Origin of the sequence: Nocardia macrotermitis (assembly GCF_009604405.1) — a bacterium.
GTDB lineage: Bacteria > Actinomycetota > Actinomycetes > Mycobacteriales > Mycobacteriaceae > Nocardia > Nocardia macrotermitis.
Genome location: NZ_WEGK01000025.1, coordinates 62,955 through 81,880, shown reverse-complemented (window position 1 = coordinate 81,880; position 18,926 = coordinate 62,955). Strand labels below are relative to the sequence as shown.

General features: G+C 67.6%; 12 protein-coding genes, 1 pseudogene and 1 riboswitch. Of the genes and pseudogenes, 4 read left to right on the top strand and 9 right to left on the bottom strand.

Going from position 1 to position 18,926, the window contains the following annotated elements; genetic code table 11:
* Positions 1–744: 744 nt before the first annotated feature.
* The 3 genes from NRB20_RS35160 to NRB20_RS35150 form a co-directional block, all read right to left on the bottom strand.
* Positions 745–1,035 (bottom strand): hypothetical protein, encoded by a 291-nt coding sequence (locus NRB20_RS35160; RefSeq protein WP_153415732.1) that lies wholly within the window; start codon positions 1,033–1,035, stop codon positions 745–747.
* A 173-nt stretch (positions 1,036–1,208) separates the two neighbouring features.
* Positions 1,209–2,171, bottom strand: a complete 963-nt coding sequence (locus NRB20_RS35155) for an alpha/beta fold hydrolase (RefSeq protein WP_153415731.1) — start codon at positions 2,169–2,171, stop codon at positions 1,209–1,211.
* Positions 2,172–2,614: 443 nt separating this feature from the next.
* Positions 2,615–3,799, bottom strand: a complete 1,185-nt coding sequence (locus NRB20_RS35150) for an ATP-binding protein (protein WP_153415730.1) — start codon at positions 3,797–3,799, stop codon at positions 2,615–2,617.
* Positions 3,800–3,964: 165 nt separating this feature from the next.
* Here NRB20_RS35150 and NRB20_RS35145 point away from each other — a divergent pair, with 165 nt between their 5' ends.
* From NRB20_RS35145 to NRB20_RS35135, 3 genes are all read left to right on the top strand, one after another.
* Positions 3,965–4,258 (top strand): hypothetical protein, encoded by a 294-nt coding sequence (locus NRB20_RS35145; RefSeq protein WP_153415729.1) that lies wholly within the window; start codon positions 3,965–3,967, stop codon positions 4,256–4,258.
* A 374-nt stretch (positions 4,259–4,632) separates the two neighbouring features.
* A riboswitch (cyclic di-AMP (ydaO/yuaA leader) is annotated at positions 4,633–4,799 on the top strand.
* Positions 4,800–4,880: 81 nt separating this feature from the next.
* A complete protein-coding gene (locus NRB20_RS35140) occupies positions 4,881–5,504 on the top strand; it encodes a C40 family peptidase (protein WP_153415728.1) in 624 nt (207 codons plus the stop codon).
* Positions 5,505–5,534: 30 nt separating this feature from the next.
* Positions 5,535–5,933 (top strand): RNA-binding S4 domain-containing protein, encoded by a 399-nt coding sequence (locus tag NRB20_RS35135; RefSeq protein WP_153415727.1) that lies wholly within the window; start codon positions 5,535–5,537, stop codon positions 5,931–5,933.
* Positions 5,934–5,972: 39 nt separating this feature from the next.
* Here NRB20_RS35135 and NRB20_RS35130 read toward each other — a convergent pair whose 3' ends face one another.
* From NRB20_RS35130 to NRB20_RS35105, 6 genes and pseudogenes are all read right to left on the bottom strand, one after another.
* On the bottom strand, positions 5,973–6,209 hold the full coding sequence (locus NRB20_RS35130; RefSeq protein ID WP_153415726.1) for a hypothetical protein: 237 nt from the start codon (positions 6,207–6,209) through the stop codon (positions 5,973–5,975).
* 274 nt (positions 6,210–6,483) lie between these two features.
* The gene (locus NRB20_RS35125; RefSeq protein WP_319945801.1) at positions 6,484–7,620 is read right to left on the bottom strand and encodes a cation:proton antiporter; all 1,137 of its coding nucleotides are present in this window, start codon (positions 7,618–7,620) and stop codon (positions 6,484–6,486) included.
* 91 nt (positions 7,621–7,711) lie between these two features.
* A pseudogene (locus NRB20_RS35120) lies at positions 7,712–8,095 on the bottom strand (hypothetical protein); the annotation flags it as partial.
* 43 nt (positions 8,096–8,138) lie between these two features.
* The gene (locus NRB20_RS35115; protein ID WP_319945800.1) at positions 8,139–9,824 is read right to left on the bottom strand and encodes a fatty acyl-AMP ligase; all 1,686 of its coding nucleotides are present in this window, start codon (positions 9,822–9,824) and stop codon (positions 8,139–8,141) included.
* Positions 9,821–17,488: a type I polyketide synthase gene (locus tag NRB20_RS39135; RefSeq protein WP_153415725.1), complete on the bottom strand. Its 7,668-nt coding sequence runs from the start codon at positions 17,486–17,488 to the stop codon at positions 9,821–9,823. The genes NRB20_RS35115 and NRB20_RS39135 overlap by 4 nt, the downstream gene beginning before the upstream one ends.
* Positions 17,485–17,742 carry an acyl carrier protein gene (locus tag NRB20_RS35105; protein ID WP_319945799.1) on the bottom strand — a complete coding sequence of 86 codons (258 nt, stop codon included), beginning with the start codon at positions 17,740–17,742 and terminating at the stop codon, positions 17,485–17,487. Before NRB20_RS35105 ends, NRB20_RS39135 begins: the two co-directional genes overlap by 4 nt.
* 122 nt (positions 17,743–17,864) lie before the next feature.
* Between NRB20_RS35105 and NRB20_RS35100 the strand changes: the two genes are divergently transcribed.
* Positions 17,865–18,878 (top strand): MBL fold metallo-hydrolase, encoded by a 1,014-nt coding sequence (locus NRB20_RS35100; protein WP_319945798.1) that lies wholly within the window; start codon positions 17,865–17,867, stop codon positions 18,876–18,878.
* The last annotated feature ends 48 nt before the right edge of the window (positions 18,879–18,926 follow it).

Genomic DNA, 18,926 nt, shown 5'->3' with positions numbered 1-18,926 from the left:
CCTGCATTCATATGATTTGCGCCACATTTTCTGATCTTCATCCGAAGGGGTGCGCACGGGCGAATACTGAGCAACATTCATGAACTATCTTGAGTAACAAGACAATTCGGCCACCCCTCGAAATTCGCACTTTTCGCTACCCGGAGTTCGACTGCCGGACCCCCTGGCACCAGCAACAATCCGGCCGACCATGATCGGCGGACGGCTGTGCGGAGGTTGATATCAAGATCGAATTACCGGATCGCGTATCGGTGTGCACCGCGCAGACCTCCGGCGCGTTCGCGATCCGCCCCCGCGGACCGCACTCCGATCACACCCTCGAACCGATTGCCCGGAGTCCTCTGCGAGCGGGTTCGTGTCGTCGCCGAAGTTATCCACCCGCATCACGCTCGAACCGAAACGTCCCGACTTCGCAATCAGGAATCGTCGGCCGGACCTACTCCGTGGTCCACCCGGGAAGCGTTCACGAAATGTCCCCCGGGCACCCGACCAGCGACGTGACTGTGTCGCCGACCCGCGCGCACGATCGGGACCGAGCGGAATCACCGGGTACGGCCGAATCTCGACTGCGTCCTGAACTGGCGGTCTCGACGCGCTCGACAGGAGTGCTGAAGTCGCGGAGAGGCGAAGGGGCAGCGGGTAACTTGCCCGCGCATCCGGAAATGCGCCGCTCTCAACTTCCGACCCGAGCCCGCGTCTCCCCGCGTCCGGCGGCAGGCCGAGGTCGCGGGGAGACGGGATCGACTACTTGGTGCGGGGGCGGGAGTGGAAGCCGAGACCCTCGTCCTGGGCGCCCATCCAGGCCGCCTCGTCGGACTTGCTGTCCGGGACGTAGATGACGTCCTGGGGGCGGCGGGAACCGATTTCCGGCGGCGGGGTCTGCTCGAAATCCTCGGTGTCCAGGAGCAGCCGCTCGAGGTCGTTCTCCAGGCGACGGACCGAGTGGGCGTCGCCGTAGTGGCCGCGCAGTGCGCCGATGCACTGCTGGAGCTGCCCAACGGCGAAATGCAGATCGGCGATATCGCTGCGTGTCATCGAAACCTCCTCGAGCCGTGTGAGGCGACTCGGCGCTGTGCCGCCCCGGTATGCGATCGATGATGATCTTACTGTGATCGACCGCACATCGTGATCTACAACACAGTACGCGAACTTTTTATTTCCGGCTCGAATACGGCGTGGACCTGGTGTTTCTCATCGGCCCGACAAGATCATCCGGCGACGGCGTAATCCGATTCCGCCGGGCCGATGGCGTCGCGGGCGCGGTCCACCAGCGCCAGCAGCGCGATCGCGACCTCCTCGGTGCGCTCCAGGATGACGCTGTGCCCCGCGCCGTCCAGACGCACCAGTTCGGCGGCGGACAGCTGTGAGGCCAGCACCACCGAATGTGCGAACGGGATCATGACGTCCGCCGAACCGGCCAGCACCAGCGCGGGCAGATCGGCCAGCAGCGCGAGGGTCGCGGTCTCGTCGAAACGGATCAGCGAGTCCAGGAAACTGGCCATGGTCAGCAGGGGAGTGTCGTTGAGCATGGCGGTGGCGACCGCGACCATGCGCGGGCTCACCGCGCGGGCGCCGCAACTCGCCTCCCGCATGATCGGTTCGAGGATCCGGCTGCCGAACTGCTTGGACGCCTGCATGATTCGCGGCGCGCGCCGCACCGCGGTCCGGAACGAACTCACCGCGCGCCGATGCAGCACCCGGGCCAGCCCGACACTGGTCACCCCGCCCGCCGTCGACGCCAGCAGGGCGATCCCGGTCACCCGGGTTCCGATCGCCGCGGGATGCAGCCGAGCGTAGGCCAGTACCACCATCGCGCCCATCGAATGTCCCACCAGCACAACGGGTCCCGTCGGCGCGACCGCGCGCAGCACCGCATCCAGATCGTGGCCGAGCTGGTCGATGGTGTAGGTGGCCGGATCGGCCGCGCCCGAATCGCCGTGGCCGCGATGGTCGTAGAACACCATGCGGGTGCTCGAATTCCAGTGCGGCAGTAGATGTTCGCGCAGGAAGGACCAGGAGTCCGCGCGCAGGCAGTGGCCGTGCACGAAGACGACCGTCAACGAGGCGTCGTCGGGCCCGAAGACGCGCACGGCGAGCGGAGTGCCGTCGTCGGCGCTGACGGTGGCGTTCCGGCCGTCGGGATCGGCGGCGCGGAGTGCGATCGTGGACATGACGTCCTCCTGGTGCGAGTCCGCTCTTGCCCGGTTGTCGGGTTGGATTTCCAGTGCGTTAACCGGTTCAACCTGGTGTTATGCACACGTTGTGGAATTGCGGCCGGTCGTCGATCGGGGGCGGGGCGGTGATTCCGGGAGGTGTGGCGGCGTTCTCGGCTGGAATGCTGTGTGACCTGGTCGGTTGATCTTTCTAGGTATATCTAGCGATCCATGAAGATGCGTGTAGAGCAATGGGATCGCGGGAGTGCCGCTACGGGCCGGAATGCTCAGTGCGAGAAGCGGTTTGCGTTGTATCGAAAATCTAGCGCTGTCTTGGATCTTTGCAAGATTCGGATAGATTCCCGTGAGAGGGTTGTCGAACAGAAAGATCTAGCCATATCTACAGAATCATCTAGATATGGCTAGATTAAGCGATCTTCTCCATTCGAACAGCCCTGACCTCACGCGACGCTGCGCAGATACCTGCCGAAGTGCGGCACCGTGAACCCGATCGTCCCCCGCTCGGCCGAATAGATCAGGCCCTTCTTGATCAACCCGTCCCGTGCCGGGGACAGCGAGGCCGGGCGGCGGCCCAACTCCTTCGCGATGGCCGCGGTCGCCACCGGACCGTCGTCCCCCGACAGTTCGGCCATCGCTCGCATGTACTCCCGCTCGGCCGGGGTCGCCCGCTCGTACCGCGACCCGAAGAACCCGACCGCCAGTTCCTCCTCGGCGGCTGGCGCGGCCAACTCCACGTCCTCGACGGTGATCGGGCTCTGCGCGGCCAGATCCCACGTCGCCTTGCCGTACGCCTGCACGAAGTACGGATAGCCATCGGCCTTGAGGTACAACGAATCCAGCGCCTCGGAGGTGAACTTCACCTCCTCGCGCTCGGCCGGGGCGATCAGCGCCAGATCCGCTGAATCCCGATCCAGCCGATCGATGCGGTGATAGCTGAACAGCCGTTCGGAGTAGCTCTTGGAGGCGGTCAACACCGCGGGCAGATGCGGCAGGCCCGCGCCCACCACGATCAAAGGCGCTGCCTCCTGGCTCAATTCGTGACACGCGCCGCAGATCGCGGAGATGTCCGCGGGACCCAGATCCTGCATCTCGTCGATGAAGATCGCGATGCCCACACCGATGTCGCGGGCCACCTGCGCGGCCTCCATCAGCAATTCGACCAGATCGATCTCGATATCGCCGGAATCGGCGCGGCCGGTCACCGCCGGGACGTCGATACCGGGCTGCCAGCGCTCGCGCATGCCCTTGTCGACGGTCGCGCGCAACGCGAAAGCCTTGAGTATGCCCAGGAAGTCGTCCACCATCTCCAGATTGCGATGCGCCACCGCGATCTGCCGCACCGCCATGTGCAGCGCCGAGGCCAGCGGCCGGCGCAACTCCTGATCGGGCCGGGCCTCCAATTTGCCGGTGCCCCAATCGCGGGCACGCGCGGCCGAGCGAAGTTGGTTGAGCAGCACCGTCTTTCCGACGCCACGCAGACCCGTGAGCATGACGCTGCGTTCGGGTCGCCCGCGCGAGATGCGTTCGAGTACCACGTCGAAGGCGTCGAGCTGCTTCGCACGTCCGGCGAGTTCGGGTGGGCGCTGTCCCGCGCCGGGGGCGTACGGATTGCGCACGGGGTCCATGCCGCTCCACGGTAGTGCGTCGCGCGGAGAATCTTCGGATATCTACGGCGTTCGGTAGACGCGACTAGTAAGGGATGTGCGGCGCGGGAATCCGGTCTCTACCCTGGTAGCTGTTGGCGCAGTTGTGACCTCGCGACACCGCGGGGGTCGAGGCACAGGAGAGTCATGAGCGAGGAACCCGATGCCGGTCTGCCGGAGGTCGAGGTGCCCGAGGGCGGTACCGCCGCGGTCGTCGAATCGTGGCACGTCCCCGGAAAAGCCGTGCTCGCCGGACGTATTCGCGAGAACATCCTGCAAGCCATCGGCCAGGGGTACGACGATCCGCAACTCGTCGCCGATCTCGCGGTCGGCCCGCTCGTGATGGCGCTGGGCCGGCTCGAGGTCGAGCTCGCCGACGCGCACCGCCGCATCGAGGATCTCGAACGCACGCTGGCCGAGCGCGATGGTGGCCGGGGCTGAGCCCTGCTGTTTGTTCGTCCGTCGGATCGGGTTCGCATTCGGCCGGGTGGATCAGTGTGCGCGAAGGCCCGGTGTGCGACACCGGCGGCCGCGATCTGTGCGGATTCGGGATGAATCGGTTGTTAACGCCCGGGATTAGCCGGTCGATAACGGAACGAGTCGAGTTCATAACGTTCCCACCCGCGTCGACAACGGCCGTGTCCTTCCCGAGATCAGCTCGTTACCCGCCGCGGCGACACGCCGAATCGCGCCCTGTGCTGGGGCTTTGACGATGCCGGTGCAACACGCCGTGCTGTGGGGTGGACAACATCACGTGCTGGTCGTAATCTTCTCGTGACTTGATGGAGTGTGCCGCTTCGTAGGGGAAGCGGCTCGTCGAGTCACCGCCAAATCGGTGTTCGGGCGCAAGCTCGTTCGCCGAACCGAGGACCCAGATGTAGTGGGGTGAATCCTCGCCCGGCTATACGAGGTCGGTCGAGGTAGGACCGATCTTCCCGGCCCGAACCCGTCAGCTAACTCGGTAGGCGGGTGGAGTGGAAGAAACAGGAGACTCAGCTCGGTGGGTAAACACAGTTTGCAACGGGAATCTCGGCTCCCGAATTCCGTCAAGGGTGCGCTCGTCATGGGTGCGGTTGCCTCGGCAACCGGTGCCATGCCTGCGGTCTCGGCCATGGCCCAGACCATCAACGTGCCCGGCGTCGGTGACTTCGATGTGCCGGTCGATTCCTCGTTCACGCAGCAGGTCAAGGCCGTGAATCAGGCGCTCGCCGATCACGCCGACCTGATCAAGGACCACGCGGATCAGATCAAGGCCGCGCAGAAGGCGCTCGCGCCGCAGAGCCTGCAGCAGCCGAACATCCCCGGTCTGACCGCGGCACTGCCCGGTGTGAACGAGCACCAGGGCCCGCAGAACATCGCGTTGACCGCGGCCAAGAGCAAGATCGGCTCGGACTACGTCTGGGGTGCCTCGGGCCCGCAGAACTTCGACTGCTCCGGCCTCGTGCAGTGGGCGTACAAGCAGGCCGGAGTCAACCTGCCGCGCACCAGCTTCGAGCAGTCGCACATCGGCAAGCCGGTCGCCTACCAGGACCTGCAGCCCGGCGACCTGGTCATCCAGGAGGGCGGCGGTCACGTCGCGATGTACGCCGGTGACGGCAAGATCCTGCAGGCACCGCAGTCGGGTGAGACCGTCAGCTACGCGCACCTCGATCCGAACTCGATCGTCACCGCGCGTCGCGTCGCCTGATTTCCGGCCGGTATCGCTCTGGAGGCGAAACTGCCACCGACGCAACCGAGTACAGCCCGGGTCGACTCCTGGACCTGGGCTGTCCGGCTGTTCAAAACCAGGTCTGCCGCCGCGACCGCGTGTCGCGGCGGGCACGTCAAGGTGAACGGCGTTGCGGTCAAACCTGCTCACCAGGTTAAACCCGGTGACGAGGTGCGTGCCCGGATCAACGGGCTGGACCGCATCGTCGTTGTCGAGAAGGTCATCACCAAGCGTGTGGGAGCGGCCATCGCCGCCCAGTGCCTGATCGACAACAGCCCGGCACCACCCGCACCCGAAATCGTGGCGACCATGCCGCGCCGGGATCGTGGTGCCGGACGTCCCACGAAACGTGAACGGCGCGAGACGGATCGACTGCTCGGCCGGGGACCCACCGCCTCGCCGGAGTAATTCCGTGCTTCACGCGTTCTGCCATGAAGCCCTACCTCTTCATGTGCTTTCCGGTGCACATCTTCGGTTCGCAGCCATCTGATCGGCTTCGATCATTCGTGTTTCGTGGACGATCAATACTGCTTCTGCGGTTCGACTTCCTTGCTGCGCGAGACGATCTGCGGCGACTGTCGGGTACTGAGTGATCGGCTCGGTGTCGCCATCCACTTGCGCAACAGACGGATAGTCCGAGATGTCGCGCCGGACTCGATGTTGTTCGCCGGTCGATAAGGTCACGGTCGGCGGCATCGTGTCGTTCGGATATTCCCCTGCGGCGCAGAGATTCGCGGTTCGACCTGCGATCTATAAGTGACCTTCATCACATCGAATTGTCGAATCGGGCGCTGGCACACCGAATTCGGTCCGCGTGCGAGTGATGCGCGGGCGTGTCCGGCGCGGGCGTTCCGGCTCGCCTCGTGACCCAGCGGTGGCGAATCCCCGTATTGCCCGAGGTTTGCCTGCCGATCGAGAGTGCGGCGGGCGCAGGTGGATTCGAGCGGTTCGGGGGAATTCAGTTGCCGCGGTGCGAGGACCGGGCCGCGACCGCCGCGGCGAGGGCGGCGACGGCGATGGTGAGCAGCGCGCCGAGCATCAGGGCCGCGGCCTCGCCGCGTTCGAGGACGTGCAGCTGCGTGCCGACGGTGACCGCGGCGACCGGGACGCCGATCTGCGCGGCGGCCAAGGCGCCGAAGCCGATCGGCTGACCCAGCAGTCGCATCAGGGCATGGGCCAGCACCGCGGCAACGCCGAGGGCGAGTCCGAGCAGGATCAGTCGTGGCTGGTCGGCGAATTCGCGCAGGTTCAGGCGCGCGCCGAGCCAGACGAAGAACAGCGGGCCCAGGAATCCCTCGGTGATCGCGAACAGCTGGCGCGCGACCCGGCGCGGTTCGCCCACCCCGGCCACCGCCAGTCCGCCCGCGAAACCCGCCAGCATGATCGAGACCTGGGTGCGGGTCGCGAGGGCGGCCAGGGCGAACAGCAGGGCCAGGCTGACGCGCAGTTCCAGCGCGAACTTGCGTTCCTCGGAGACCTCGTGCGCACGCCGCCGCAGGCCGGAACGTTCGAGATAACGCAGCACGAGGAACAGCGCGACCGCACCCGCTGCCACGGCCAGTGCGCCGAGCGTCGCGCGTCCGGCCTGCGAGATGTCGATGACCAGCGGTAACGCCACGATGCAGGCGGTATCGGCGATCGCCACCTGCGCGGTCAACTCCAGCACCGATTTACCTTGCAGCCCTTGGGAATCGATGATCGGCAGCACCAACGCCGCCGAGGAGGACGCGATCAGCACCGCGTACATCGCGCCGTGCCCGGTATCGAACCAGCTTGCCAGCGTGAATCCGGCTGCCGCCGCGAACGCGCCGACCAGCACCGCGCGCAACGCCCCGACCGCCAGCGCCGACCGCACCGCCGGATCCCGCACCGGCACATGGGTGCCCGCGACGAACATGACCAGCGCGAATCCCATATCGGCCAGGAAGGAGAAGATCGGGTCACCCGGCCGCAACACCCCGAAACCGGTCGCGCCGAACACGACTCCGGCGAGCAGTTCGCCGACGATCACCGGAATGTGCCAGCTCGCGCGCCAGGACAGCAGCGGTCCGACCAGACCGAGCGCCAGCACCAGCGCCAGGGTGGAGAAGCTCACCGCGCTACTTCTTCCGCTTCTTCTGCTTTCCGGGATCGGGCTGTGCGGACTCGGGATCGGCCGGATCGTCGTCGGGAGATGGTGCGGGATCGCGCAGTGCGGCGAGTTTGGTGGGGATGGGGATGTTCTCGTCGGCGTGATAACAGGCGCAGACGCGGTGGTAACCGTCGGCGATCTGGATGGGGGTGCCGGTGGTCAGATCGCCCTGGACCAGCAGGATCGGGGACAGCGCCTTACCGGTCAGGATCTTGGCGAGATCGGCTCGGACATGCGGATTGTCCGGCGGCAGCAGGCTGAGTTGGGCCGCGCGCAGGATGTCCTTGGCCTTCTTGTGCACGATCGGCGCGGCGCGTAGACGCCGCACGAGATTCGTCACGGTATGCGGATCGGCGAGCAGTTCGAGATAGTCGGCCGCCGCCGGATAGTCGTGCTCCTCCGGTTCGTCCAGCCAGTGCACGGGATCGGTCGTAGCCATCGAAACTCCTCCGTGACGATCTGTGGATGGGTGTGGATAAGGTCTACACCCTCGGTACGACATCCACGCGGAGCAACTCGTCCCGGCGGTAGCGGATTCGGCATTCACCACGCCGCAGTTTGCCGCTGGAGGTTTTCGGGATCTGCCCGCGTGCGACCAGGACCACTTCGGCGGGCGCGATATCGTGCGCGGTGGCGACGGCGGCGCGGATGCGGCGGGCCAGTTCGGTGGTGTCGCCGGGCGACTCGTCGAGTTCGGCGATCACGATCAGCGCCTCGTGGGTGCCCTCGTCCACACCGAACGCGGTGACGTGGCCGGGGCGGAGCTCCGGCGCGGAATCGGCCGCGGTGGATTCGATATCGGCCGGGTAGTGGTTGCGGCCCGCGATCACGATCATGTCGGTGCGGCGTCCGGCGATGTAGAGCTGGCCTTCGTGCAGGAAGCCGAGATCGCCTGTGCGCAGCCAGCTCTCGTGTTCGCCGGGGGAGTTGGCCCCGAAGGTTTCGACAGTTTCGTGGGGCTTGCGGAAGTATCCGGCGCAGACGTTCGGGCCGCGCACCCAGACCTCGCCGACCTCGTTCGCCGCCACGGGCGTTCCGGAGTGGTCGACCAGTCGGATGTGTTGTCCCGCCGGGGTTCCGCAGCCGACCAGCCGGATTCCCGTGCCGGGTTCGGTGCGGAGTACGCGTCCGTCGGCCAGGGCGGTACGGTCGAATTCGGCGGTCGCGGGCGGTTGGTCGGGTGTGCCGAAGGCGACCGGCAGGGTGGCTTCGGCCAAGCCGTAGCCGGCGGTGTGGGCGGTGTGTCGGAAACCGTAGGGGGAGAAGGTATTCGTGAAGGTCGTGAGGACCTCGGGCCGGATCGGTTCCGCGCCGTTGAGTACGAGTTCCAGTTCGGACAGGTCCAGCTCGGCGCGTTCGGTGGGTGTGGTGGACGAAATGGCGTGTGCCAGACCGAAATTGGGGCTCGCGGTGGCTCCGGCGCGGTAGTCGCCGCAGGCTCGCAGCCAGCGGATCGGGCGTTTGGCGAATTCGGCCGGTGGGAGGGTGACCGCGTGCACGCCGGTGTACAGCGGTAGGGACAGCGCGAAGACCAGGCCCATATCGTGGAAGAACGGTAGCCAGGTGACGACGGGTTTGTGGTTCACCACGGGCATTCCGGTGCGTAATTGGTCGAGGGCCGCGGCGAGGTTGTCGTGGGAGACTTCCACGCCGGCAGGGGTTTTCGTGGAACCCGAGGTGTATTGCAGATAGGCCGGACAGTCGGTGGCCGGTTGTGGGGGGATTGCGGTGTCGGTGGGGGCGATGGAGACCGGGAGGATCTTTCCGGTCTCGAATTCGCCACTTGCGGTGCGTATTTCGCTGCCGGGGTCGACAAGGCTCAGCGTCGGGCGGGCGTCGTCGAGTACGGCCGCGAGGCGATCGGCATTGCGGTTGCCCTGTACCGGGAACAGCGGTACGGCCACTCGGGCGGCGTAGAGGCAGGCCAGGAAGGCTGTCACGTAGTTCAGGCCGTGGTCGCACAGGATGGCGACCCGATCGTCGGGATCGGTGTCCGCGCTGATCTTCGCCGCGAGAACACCTGCGGCGCTGTGTAATCCGCCGAAGGTCAGCGAATGTGATCGGCATTCTCCGGCGGGATACGACAGGGCGGTGAATGCGGGTGCGTCCGGGCGTGCTGCGGCCCATTTCGCCACTGCTGCCGCGAGTGCATCGACCGATCCGTTCACCGGTTCCCTCCTCGATCGTCGGACAGTCGCGCGGACAATGCCGCGGCGAGCATTGCCACCGTGGGATGCTCGAACAATTCTGCGGTCGCGATCCGGATTCCGAGTCGCGCTTCGAGCGTCCGCCGTAATTCGATCGCCAGTAGTGAGGACAATCCGAGGCCGGTGAAATCCACCTCTGCCGCAATGCTTTCCGGCGCGATGCCCAGAGTTGCGGCCAGCGTCGACCGAATCACCTGTACCACAGATGTATTCGCGGACGCATCCGTGAATTCTGAAATCGAGTGCCGCTCGGCCTTGTCTTCGGAAATGCTGGTGTCTGTCGGCGAATCTGCGGCAGGATCCTGTCCGGACCGGCTGGACGGCCCGTAGAGGTACGCGGAATCGTTCGCCGGGTGAGCGGGGGCGGGAAACCCTGTTGCCGAGTAGAACTGGTCCGACTGTGACAGGTCTGCGGGACCGATCGCGTGGTCGGGATATCGCGCCGGGTTCGGATATCTCGGATGGGTGAAGTCCGTCCGATGGTTCGAAGGTGTGGGATGTATTGGGGCCGAGTCGGATTGGGTCGGCAGGACGGTGCGGAGGCGGTGGGCTATCGGGGAGTCATCGGTGGTGGGGGTGTAATCCATGGCCAGGACGTGGGGGCCGGGGTAGCCGCGCAGGGCGTCCAGGACCGCGGTGCCGCGGGTGGTGGTGAAGGGGGTGATGCCCGCGCGACGAAGGTGTTCGGCGCCGCCCGCGGTGGCGGCGAGGCCGGATTCCCAACTGCCCCAACCAATACTGATTACCTTGCGGTTCGCGCGGGTTGCGGCGAGCGCGTCGAGGGCGGCGTTGGCGGCGGCGTAGGCGGCCTGGCCGGGTGCGCCCAGCGCGCCGGTGGCCGAGGAGAACAGCAGGACGAAATCGAGGGGATCGGCGGCGGTCAGGTCGAGCAGGTCGGCGGTCGCGGCGAGTTTCGGCTCGAACATCTCCGCGATGAGATCGGTTGTGACGGAACTGAATTCGGCGTCATGCAGGGTGCCCGCGGCGTGGATCAGGCCGCGGATGGGTGCGCCGCACTCGCGGATGTCGTGCAGCGCGTTGGCCAGTTCGCGCGGATCGGTGACGTCGCAGCGCAACACCACGATCCGGTCCTCCAGACCCTCGAGCAGCGGTGGCAGCGGGCGCGGATGCCGGGTCAGCACGACCACATCCCCCGCACCGGAATCCAGCAGCCAGCGGGCGGCCACCGCGCCCAGGGCGCCGAGCCCGCCGGTCACGACATACGCTCCCGCAGGCTGGATTTCGACCGGACGCGCGAGGAAGGACACCGGTTCGAACTGCCTGGCCTGCACACCGCCGGGCCCGATGCGCACCTCGTCCGGCCCGTCCATCGTGAGTGTCAGCCCGGTCAGCGGGCCCGGCTCGGCACGTTCGGGGCCCGCCCACACCAACCGCACCGGACGACCCGACTCGAGTTGCAGCGACCGCACCAATCCGGCGATCCCCTGTTGAATCACGCTCGCGCGATCCCGTAGTACGACAGTCAGCGACACCATCGCATCGCATTCCTGAATCCGTTGCAGCAGTCCGAGTCCCCGCCCGATCTCCGCCACCACCGATCCCGGCGTCGGCGCCGCGGGCCACACCGCGACCACCGCGGTCGGATCCGTACGCCCGGTCAGCGTCGCCGACACGATCGGACCGGCCTCGCCCGGATCCCGCGCCACCCGCTCCGCGGGCACCCACCGATCCACATCCCGCGCCAACCCCACCGCCAGCCGCGACTCCCCGATCACCAACACCCGCCGAACCCGCGCCTCCCGCCCCACCTCCGGCGCCCCCACCCGAACCCAAGCCTCCCGCCGCAACACCGCCCCCAACCCATGCGCCCCCAACACCCCCCGATCCCACTCACCCCGCCCAACAACCCGATGCCCACCCTCATCCACCCCAGCCCGATCCCATTGCCGCACACCGGAATGCGTGTACTCCCCGAACTCCCACCCCGCACCTCCGCCACCCTGCGCATCGGCCCGACCCCGGTCGTAACCAACAGGACGTTGTGCCGCATCCGTATGTACTGCACGCCCATCGAAGTTTCCGGCAGCAGGCCATTGATAACCGTCTGCGCCACCGGAATACGTGCCTTCGCCTCCGTCGGAGCCGACCGCCCGGGAATCGGGCCGAGTGGAATCGCCGCCGATGGTGTGTTGTGTGGTGTCCGGATTTACTGCACGCCCGTCGAGGTTCCCGGCGGCAGGCCATTGATAATATTCTGCGCCACCGGAATACGGGCCCTCCGCGCCGTCGTAGCCGACTGTCCGGAGATCCGGTCGATCGGGCGGAGCGGGATTGCTGCCGATGGTGTGTTGTGTGGTGTCCGGATCTGTTGTGGGGGCATGGAAGTATTCGGCTCCATGCCACTGGTAGCCCGCTGCGCCACCGGAATATGTGCCCTCAGCTTCTTCGGGGGCGAGCGTTCGGCGGTCCGGCCGTGTGGGATTGCCGCCGATAGTGTGTTGTGCGGCGTCCGGATGTATTGCGGGTCCGTAGAAGTGTTCGGCCGTGTGCCATCGATAGTTGTTCGCGCCGATAGAGAGTGTGGTCTCACGTCCGCCGGGGCGAGCTGCTTGACTGCCCGCGCCGAGGGGATCGTCGGCATGTGGTTGATCGGGTTCTTCGCCGATAGTGTGCGGCGTTGCGCCCGGATGTGTTGCGGTGGTGTTCGATTGCTCAGCGGTGTGCAGATAATGTTCTGCGCCATCGGAATACGTGCCTTCAACGCTGCCGGAGTTGTCTGTCCGTCTGTCCGCGTCGGTGGGGCCGTTCGTGTGCGGTTGATCGGGTCGAGTGGGATTGCGGCTGATGGTGTGTTGTGTGCCAACCGAATACGGGGATGCGTTCGGATTGTTCCAGCCTGCCTCTGTGTCCGGTACCAGGGAATCTTCCGCGGCCGGTCGGTTGGTGGGAGGGTGGTTGGTGGGGCGCGGTGTGGCGTTCGGATGGGTTGTGGGGCTGGGGGAGTGGGAAGTATTCGGGGTGGTGGGGAGGGGGGTGTAGTGGATGTGGATGCCCAGGAGGGCGGCGGCGGGTGCGCCGTGTTGGTCGGTGGCGAGGATGTCGCAGCGCAGGCCGGTGGGGGTGGTGGAGCGGAGGAAGGCGTGGGCCTGGGCGAGTAGGACGTCGGAGGAGGGGGTCAGCCAGGCCGAATCCAGGTGGGTGGGAAGGGGGAGGACGTCGGCGGGGAGGTGGGGGCCCGCGGCGGCGGCGATGAGTTGGAGGCAGCCGTCCAGGGCGGCGGTGTCGAGGGGGATGTGGCCGAGAAGGCCGATGGCGCTGGAGGATTCGGCGACTATGCCGCGCAGGGTGCGGAAGCGGGGGCCGTATTCGAGGCCGCGGGCGCGGAGCATCGCGTAGAACTCACGGGGGTCGACGGGGCGCATACCGGGTTGGGCGATGCGGTGGGCGTCGATGGTGCGCATCCAGGCGACGAGTTCCGCGGGGGTGGGTTCGGCGGCGATTCGGGCGGTGGCCAGCGGGATCGGACCGGTTACCGTGAGTTGGTCGGCGCGGGCGTGGCAGGTGGTGTCGGGCAGGGCCGCGAGGTCGGTGGCCTCGCGGACGGTGAAATCCGTCAGGCGGGTGGTTCGTTCTCCTGCGGTTCGGAGCATGCGGCGCAGCCAGTACATCGCGGGGACCACCGGCACGCCGCGCACGACGTGATCGCGCAGGTCCTCGGGTGCGGGGGTGGGGCCGGTGGCGGTCAGCAGCGGGAAAATCGCATGCCGCCAACGTCTTTCGAGTATCGGTCCGGTGAACGTGCCCAGCGCGGACCAGTCGGCGGGGCGGCCCTCGAGGTACCAGTGGGCCATGCCGTCCAGGAAGGCGGCGGATTCGTCGTCCCGATCGGCCATCGGGTGGGTGGCCTCGCGGAACTCGGGGAACTCCCGAATCGCCGGGGCCAGAATCGGATGCGGTGAGATCTCGATCGCAGTGGTGCAGCCGTCGGCCGCCGCGGATTCCAGAGCCGTGGCGAGTTCGACTGTGTGCTCGGCATTTTCGGACCAGTACCGCGCGTCCAGGGCGGCGGAGGTGATGCGTGCGCCGCGGCGGGCGGTGGAGTACAGCGGGATTCGCGGTGTGCGCGGGGTGATTCCGTCGAGCCGGGCGAGCAGTTCGGCGGCGGGTTCGCGGACCTGCGGGCTGTGCGCGGCGAAATCCACCGCGATCCGCCGCGCGTAGAAGCTGCGCCGGGTGGCCCGGCGGATCAGCGTGTCCACATAGCGTGGCGTCCCGGACACCACCACCGATCGCGGCCCGTTCACCGCCGCCACCGCGACATGCGCGCGCACCGGCTCCACCAGCCGCCCGGCCTCCTCGGGCGTGGCCTCCAGCATCGCCATCGCCCCGCGCCCGTCCAGATGCGCCAGAATCGCACTGCGCGCCACCGCGATTCGCGCACCGTCGCCCAGCGAGAGCGCACCGCTCACCACGGCCGCCGCGATCTCGCCGAGACTGTGCCCGATCACCGCATCGGCCCGAATTCCCCAGTGCGCCAACAGTTCCGCCAGCGCGATCTGGAACACGAACAGCGCGGGCTGCACCATATCGGTCGTCTCGAGACTGTGCCCGAACCCGTGCCGCGGCGTCCACACCCGAGGCCCGCCCGCCGCACTCACCGCATCGGTGGCCTCCGCCAACGCCCGCGCGAACACCGGATACCGCGCCGCCAACCCCCGCCCCATCCGCTCGTGCTGCCCACCCTGCCCCGAGAACACCAACAAGACTCGCCCACGCCGCCGCCCCCCAACCGGCCCATGAACCCGCGCACTCCGCGGCAACACAGCCCCGGCCAAGTCTCCACTCACGTTGTGTCCCAACGTATTGCGACTAAATGCCGCCGACTGCGACCGCTTCCCGCCACCTTCCCCGGTGTCCGCAGCTCCACTTGGCCCGGCCGCATTCGCCGACACGATCGCGGAGCCGACCGTAGCCCCCTCCCCGGACGTAACACCGGTCCCATTCGTACTGGTCGGCCCAGCCACACTCCCAGAAGTGATCGTGGAGTCGGCGTCCGTTGCCCCCGTCCGCTTCCCGGTGTCCGTGGTTCTATTCGGCCCGGCCGCACTCGCCGATGCGATCGTGGAACTTGCCGCAGCCGCGCCGTCGGCCATCGCGTCCGCGCCGTTCGGCCCAGCCGCGTTCGTGGACGTGATGACGAAGTCGGCGGTCGCTGCCGTGGTCTCGTTCCCCGTGCCCGCGATTCCGGTTGAACCGGCCGAATGTGCGGGTGTGATCGCGGAGTCGGCTGCGGTCTCGTTCCTGGATGTCGCGTCGCCGTCGCCCGCTCTGGTCGGGGTGGACGCGCTTCCGGATGTGACCGCGGGATCTGCCGGAGCCGCGACTCCCTGCTCGGACGTCTCGTCGATTCCGTTCGCACTGGTCGGAACCGCCACACCGGCGGATGTGATCGCGGAGTCGGTGGTAGTCGCAGTGTCTCTGTTGTTCGGCGCGTCGTTGCCGTCCACACCGGTCGAGACGGTGGCATCAGTGGATGTGACTGCGGAATCAGCCGCGCTGTCGGCCGTCGTGTCCGTGCCGTTCGGCCCGGCTGCAGTCGTGGGCGTGATGGCGAACTTGGCGGTCGCTGCCGTGGTCTCGTTCCCTGTGCCCGCGATTCCGGTCGGACCGACTGAATACGCGGGTGTGATCGCGGTGTCGGTTGTAGCTGCGGCTTCGTTCCTGGATGTCGCGTCGCCGTCGCCCGCTCTGGTCGGGGTGGGCGCGCTTCCGGATGTGATCGCGGAATCCGCCGCAGCCGCAGCACTTTCCACGGATATCGCGACAGTGCGATTCGTACCGGTCGGGACGGGGGTGGTCGCGGAGTCGACTGGGGTCTCCGTGGCCGAAGTGCGGCCACGTGTCGTGTCCAGCATGGTTGTGGAGCTGTCCTCGGGCGATGCGGCACGTGCGGCTCGGGTGTTTTGTGCGGGGGTCGCGCCGGATGTGGAGTTGGTGTGCTGGCCTGGCGGGTGTGCTGCCCGAACGGGTTTCGCGGGGATTGGCCCGAAGTCAGTGCCCTCTGGCCGGAGGGTGTCGGCGGGTGGTGTTGGTGTGGGATTCGCGGGTGGGGGTGTCTCGGCGAGTTCCAGCAATTGTGCGATTGCGTCGGTGCGGTTTCGGGCGACGATGGCGGCTCGGATTTGTTCGGGGAGGGATCGTGTTGTGGCGGCGGCGAATTCGGGGAGGGAGGCGGGGTTTCGGTTGAGGGCTTCGGCCCAGCGGGTGGCCTGTTGGCGGATGTCGGCTTCGTCTCGGCCGGTGATCGTCAGCAGGATGGGGGGATCGGTGTTGCGTTGGGGGGCAACGGTATCCACGCCGCGTAGTACCACGTGTGCGTTCGTGCCGCCGAAGCCGAAGGAGCTTACTCCGGCGTATCTGCTCGATGCGGATTCCGCTGCCCAGCCGATCGGTTCGGTGGGGACGGCCAGGCCGCGGGAGGCGAGGTCGAGCAAGGGGTTCTCGGTGTGGAAGTGCAGGTTGGGGGCGATGGTGGCGTGGGCGATGTGCAGGGCGGCCTTGGCGACGCCGGTTACTCCGGCGGCGGCCTCGAGGTGGCCGATGTTCGATTTCACCGAACCGATCCAGACTCGGTGGGTGCGGTCGCCCTCGGCGAGCACCGCGGCCAGCGCGCCGACCTCCACCGCATCGCCCAATGGTGTTCCGGTGCCGTGACATTCGATGTATCCGGCGGCGGTGGGCGCGGTGCCGGCGCGGGCCCACGCCCGGCGGATGACCTGCTGCTGGGCGAGGCCGTTGGGGGCGTAGAGGCCGTTCGAGCGGCCGTCGGAACCGACTGCGGCACCGATGATCTCGGCGTAGATCCGGTTGCCTTCGCGGCGGGCGTCGGCGGTGCGTTGCAGGATCAGCACCGTGCAGCCGTCGCTGCGGGCGTAGCCGTCCGCGGCCGCGTCGAAGGGTTTGCACCGACCGTCCGGCGCGAGGAATCCGGCCTGGTCCATATAGTCCGAGGTGTGTTGCAGCAGAGTCAGATTCACCCCGCCGACGATCGCCAGGTCGACGGTCCGGTCGGCGAGCAGCCGCAGCGCCAGGTCCACCGCGGCCAGCGAGGACGAGCACGCGCTGTCCAGCACCAGACTCGGTCCGTGCAGGTCCAGGGCGTAGGACAGCCGGTTGGCGATGATGCTCAGCGCCGAGCCGGTGACCGCGTACGGCGCGTCCCGGCCGCCGCTGCCGAGCACCACCGAGCCGTGGTCGTAGCCGCACGCGCCGAACAGCACCGCGGTGTGCGAGCCGCGCACCCGGTAGCCGACACCGGCGTCGTCGAGGGCCTCGACGGCAACCTCCAACGCGAGCCGCTGCTGCGGATCCAGCACGGCCGCTTCACGTTCGGAGATCGCGAACCAGTCGTTGTCGAACGCGTCCAGCCCGTCCAGGTACCCGCCGTGCCGCGCCCCGGCACGGTCGCGCGGCGGTGCGCCGGTCCCGTCCCGGCCCTCGCGCAGCAGCCGCCAGAACTCGTCGACGCCGTGCGCGCCGGGCACGCGCGCGCCGATGCCGATGATCGCGACCGGGGGCACGGCCGCGGATTCCACAGTGGTCGTCGAATCCCGCTGTCCCGGAACGGGTGCGGGGGGTGGGGTGCCGCCGGAGTCGGCCGTCATCGGGTCGCTGTGTGTTCGACGAGTCGCTCGATATCGGGATGGTCGAACAGATCGGTGAGCGAGATCGACACGCCCAGTGCGTCCTCCAGCACGGCCGTGAGCCGCGCCAACTGCACCGACGAGAGCCCCAGATCGTTGAACGGGCTAGTGACCGACACCTGGTCCGCGGGGACGCCGAGTAGTTCCGCGATGGCCGTCACTGCCGCCGAGGTCGGATCCGACCACCGGCCTTCGACCGAAGAACGCTGCCGCACGGCTTCTCCTCCCCGCATTCGGCGGTGTCCGCCGGCCGTCAGGTACCTCGAACGATTATGCCGGGCAGTCGGCGCGCGGAGAAGGGCTTTGCTGTGCGCACCAGGATCGCTACGGTGTCGCTGTGACTGAGCACACGAGCTCCGAGCCGGTTTTCGCCGGATCCGGCACGTTCGGCAAAGGTGGTGATGTGACCGATTTCTCCGACGGCAGACCCGGCACGTTGGGCACCCTCGCGCAGTGCTGCGCGGCTCTCGTGGCGACCCCGCGACGTCTGCTGCGTCCCCGGCGTCCCGATCCGGTGTTCCTGGCCGGCCTCGAACCCGCCCGAATCCCGCACCCGCGCAACCTGGTTCGCCTCACCGCGCTGTTGCAGGCGCGCACCTCCGCGCCGACCGCGCTGGTCGCCGAGGGCGTGCGCAGCCTCGGCACGCTCCCCATGGGCATGGGCGCGTTCCTGGTCGAACATCCCCGCGCCCGGTTCGTGATCGACCCGGCGATGTGCGCGGACGTGCACAAGCGGGTGGTGCCCGGATTGCCTTTCCCGATGGGAATGTTCGTTGCCCCGGGTAAACCGGTGCTGGGACTCGAGGACGCGCTGGCCGGGCGGAATCTGTCCGGTTCGGACATCGACTTCACCATCGCGACCCATCTGCACTGGGATCACGTGTCCGGTTTGCTGGAACTTCCCGAATCGGTCGAATTGCGTGTTCCGGCAGTGGAATACGAGTGGGCGATGACGGGCGGCACCGCCCCCTACGGCGTGGTGCGCGGCCCGCTGCGCGACCGCGCGGTGCAGCCGCTGCACCTGGAGGGCCCGCCGGTGCTGACCTTCCCGGCCAGTCACGATCTGTTCGGCGACGGTTCGGTGGTGCTGCTGGATCTGGCCGGGCACACCCCGGGCAGCATCGGCGTGCTGCTGGCCGTGAACGACGGCACGCACGTGCTGCTGGCCGGTGACGCGGTGTGGAACACCTTGCAGATCAAGCTGATTCGCGAGAAGGCCCCCATGCCCGGACAACTCGCCGACGCCGACCGGGACCGCGCCTTCGAAACCGTCCAGCGCCTGCACGCCGTACCGCCGGGGATCGAGATCATCGCCAGCCACGACTTCAACGCGGTCGCCGAACGCGCCTGATCCGAACGCGCCTGAGCCACAGGCATATTCACCCCGGACATGGGTGCG

Bases quoted from the DNA above. Each gene is read 5' to 3' on its own strand.
- NRB20_RS35145 (WP_153415729.1), top strand. From the start codon at position 3,965: ATGAGCGAGGAACCCGATGCCGGTCTGCCGGAGGTCGAGGTGCCCGAG.
- NRB20_RS35140 (WP_153415728.1), top strand. From the start codon at position 4,881: ATGGGTGCGGTTGCCTCGGCAACCGGTGCCATGCCTGCGGTCTCGGCC.
- NRB20_RS35150 (WP_153415730.1), bottom strand. From the start codon at position 3,799: ATGGACCCCGTGCGCAATCCGTACGCCCCCGGCGCGGGACAGCGCCCA.
- NRB20_RS35160 (WP_153415732.1), bottom strand. From the start codon at position 1,035: ATGACACGCAGCGATATCGCCGATCTGCATTTCGCCGTTGGGCAGCTC.
- NRB20_RS39135 (WP_153415725.1), bottom strand. From the start codon at position 17,488: ATGACGGCCGACTCCGGCGGCACCCCACCCCCCGCACCCGTTCCGGGA.
- NRB20_RS35155 (WP_153415731.1), bottom strand. From the start codon at position 2,171: ATGTCCACGATCGCACTCCGCGCCGCCGATCCCGACGGCCGGAACGCC.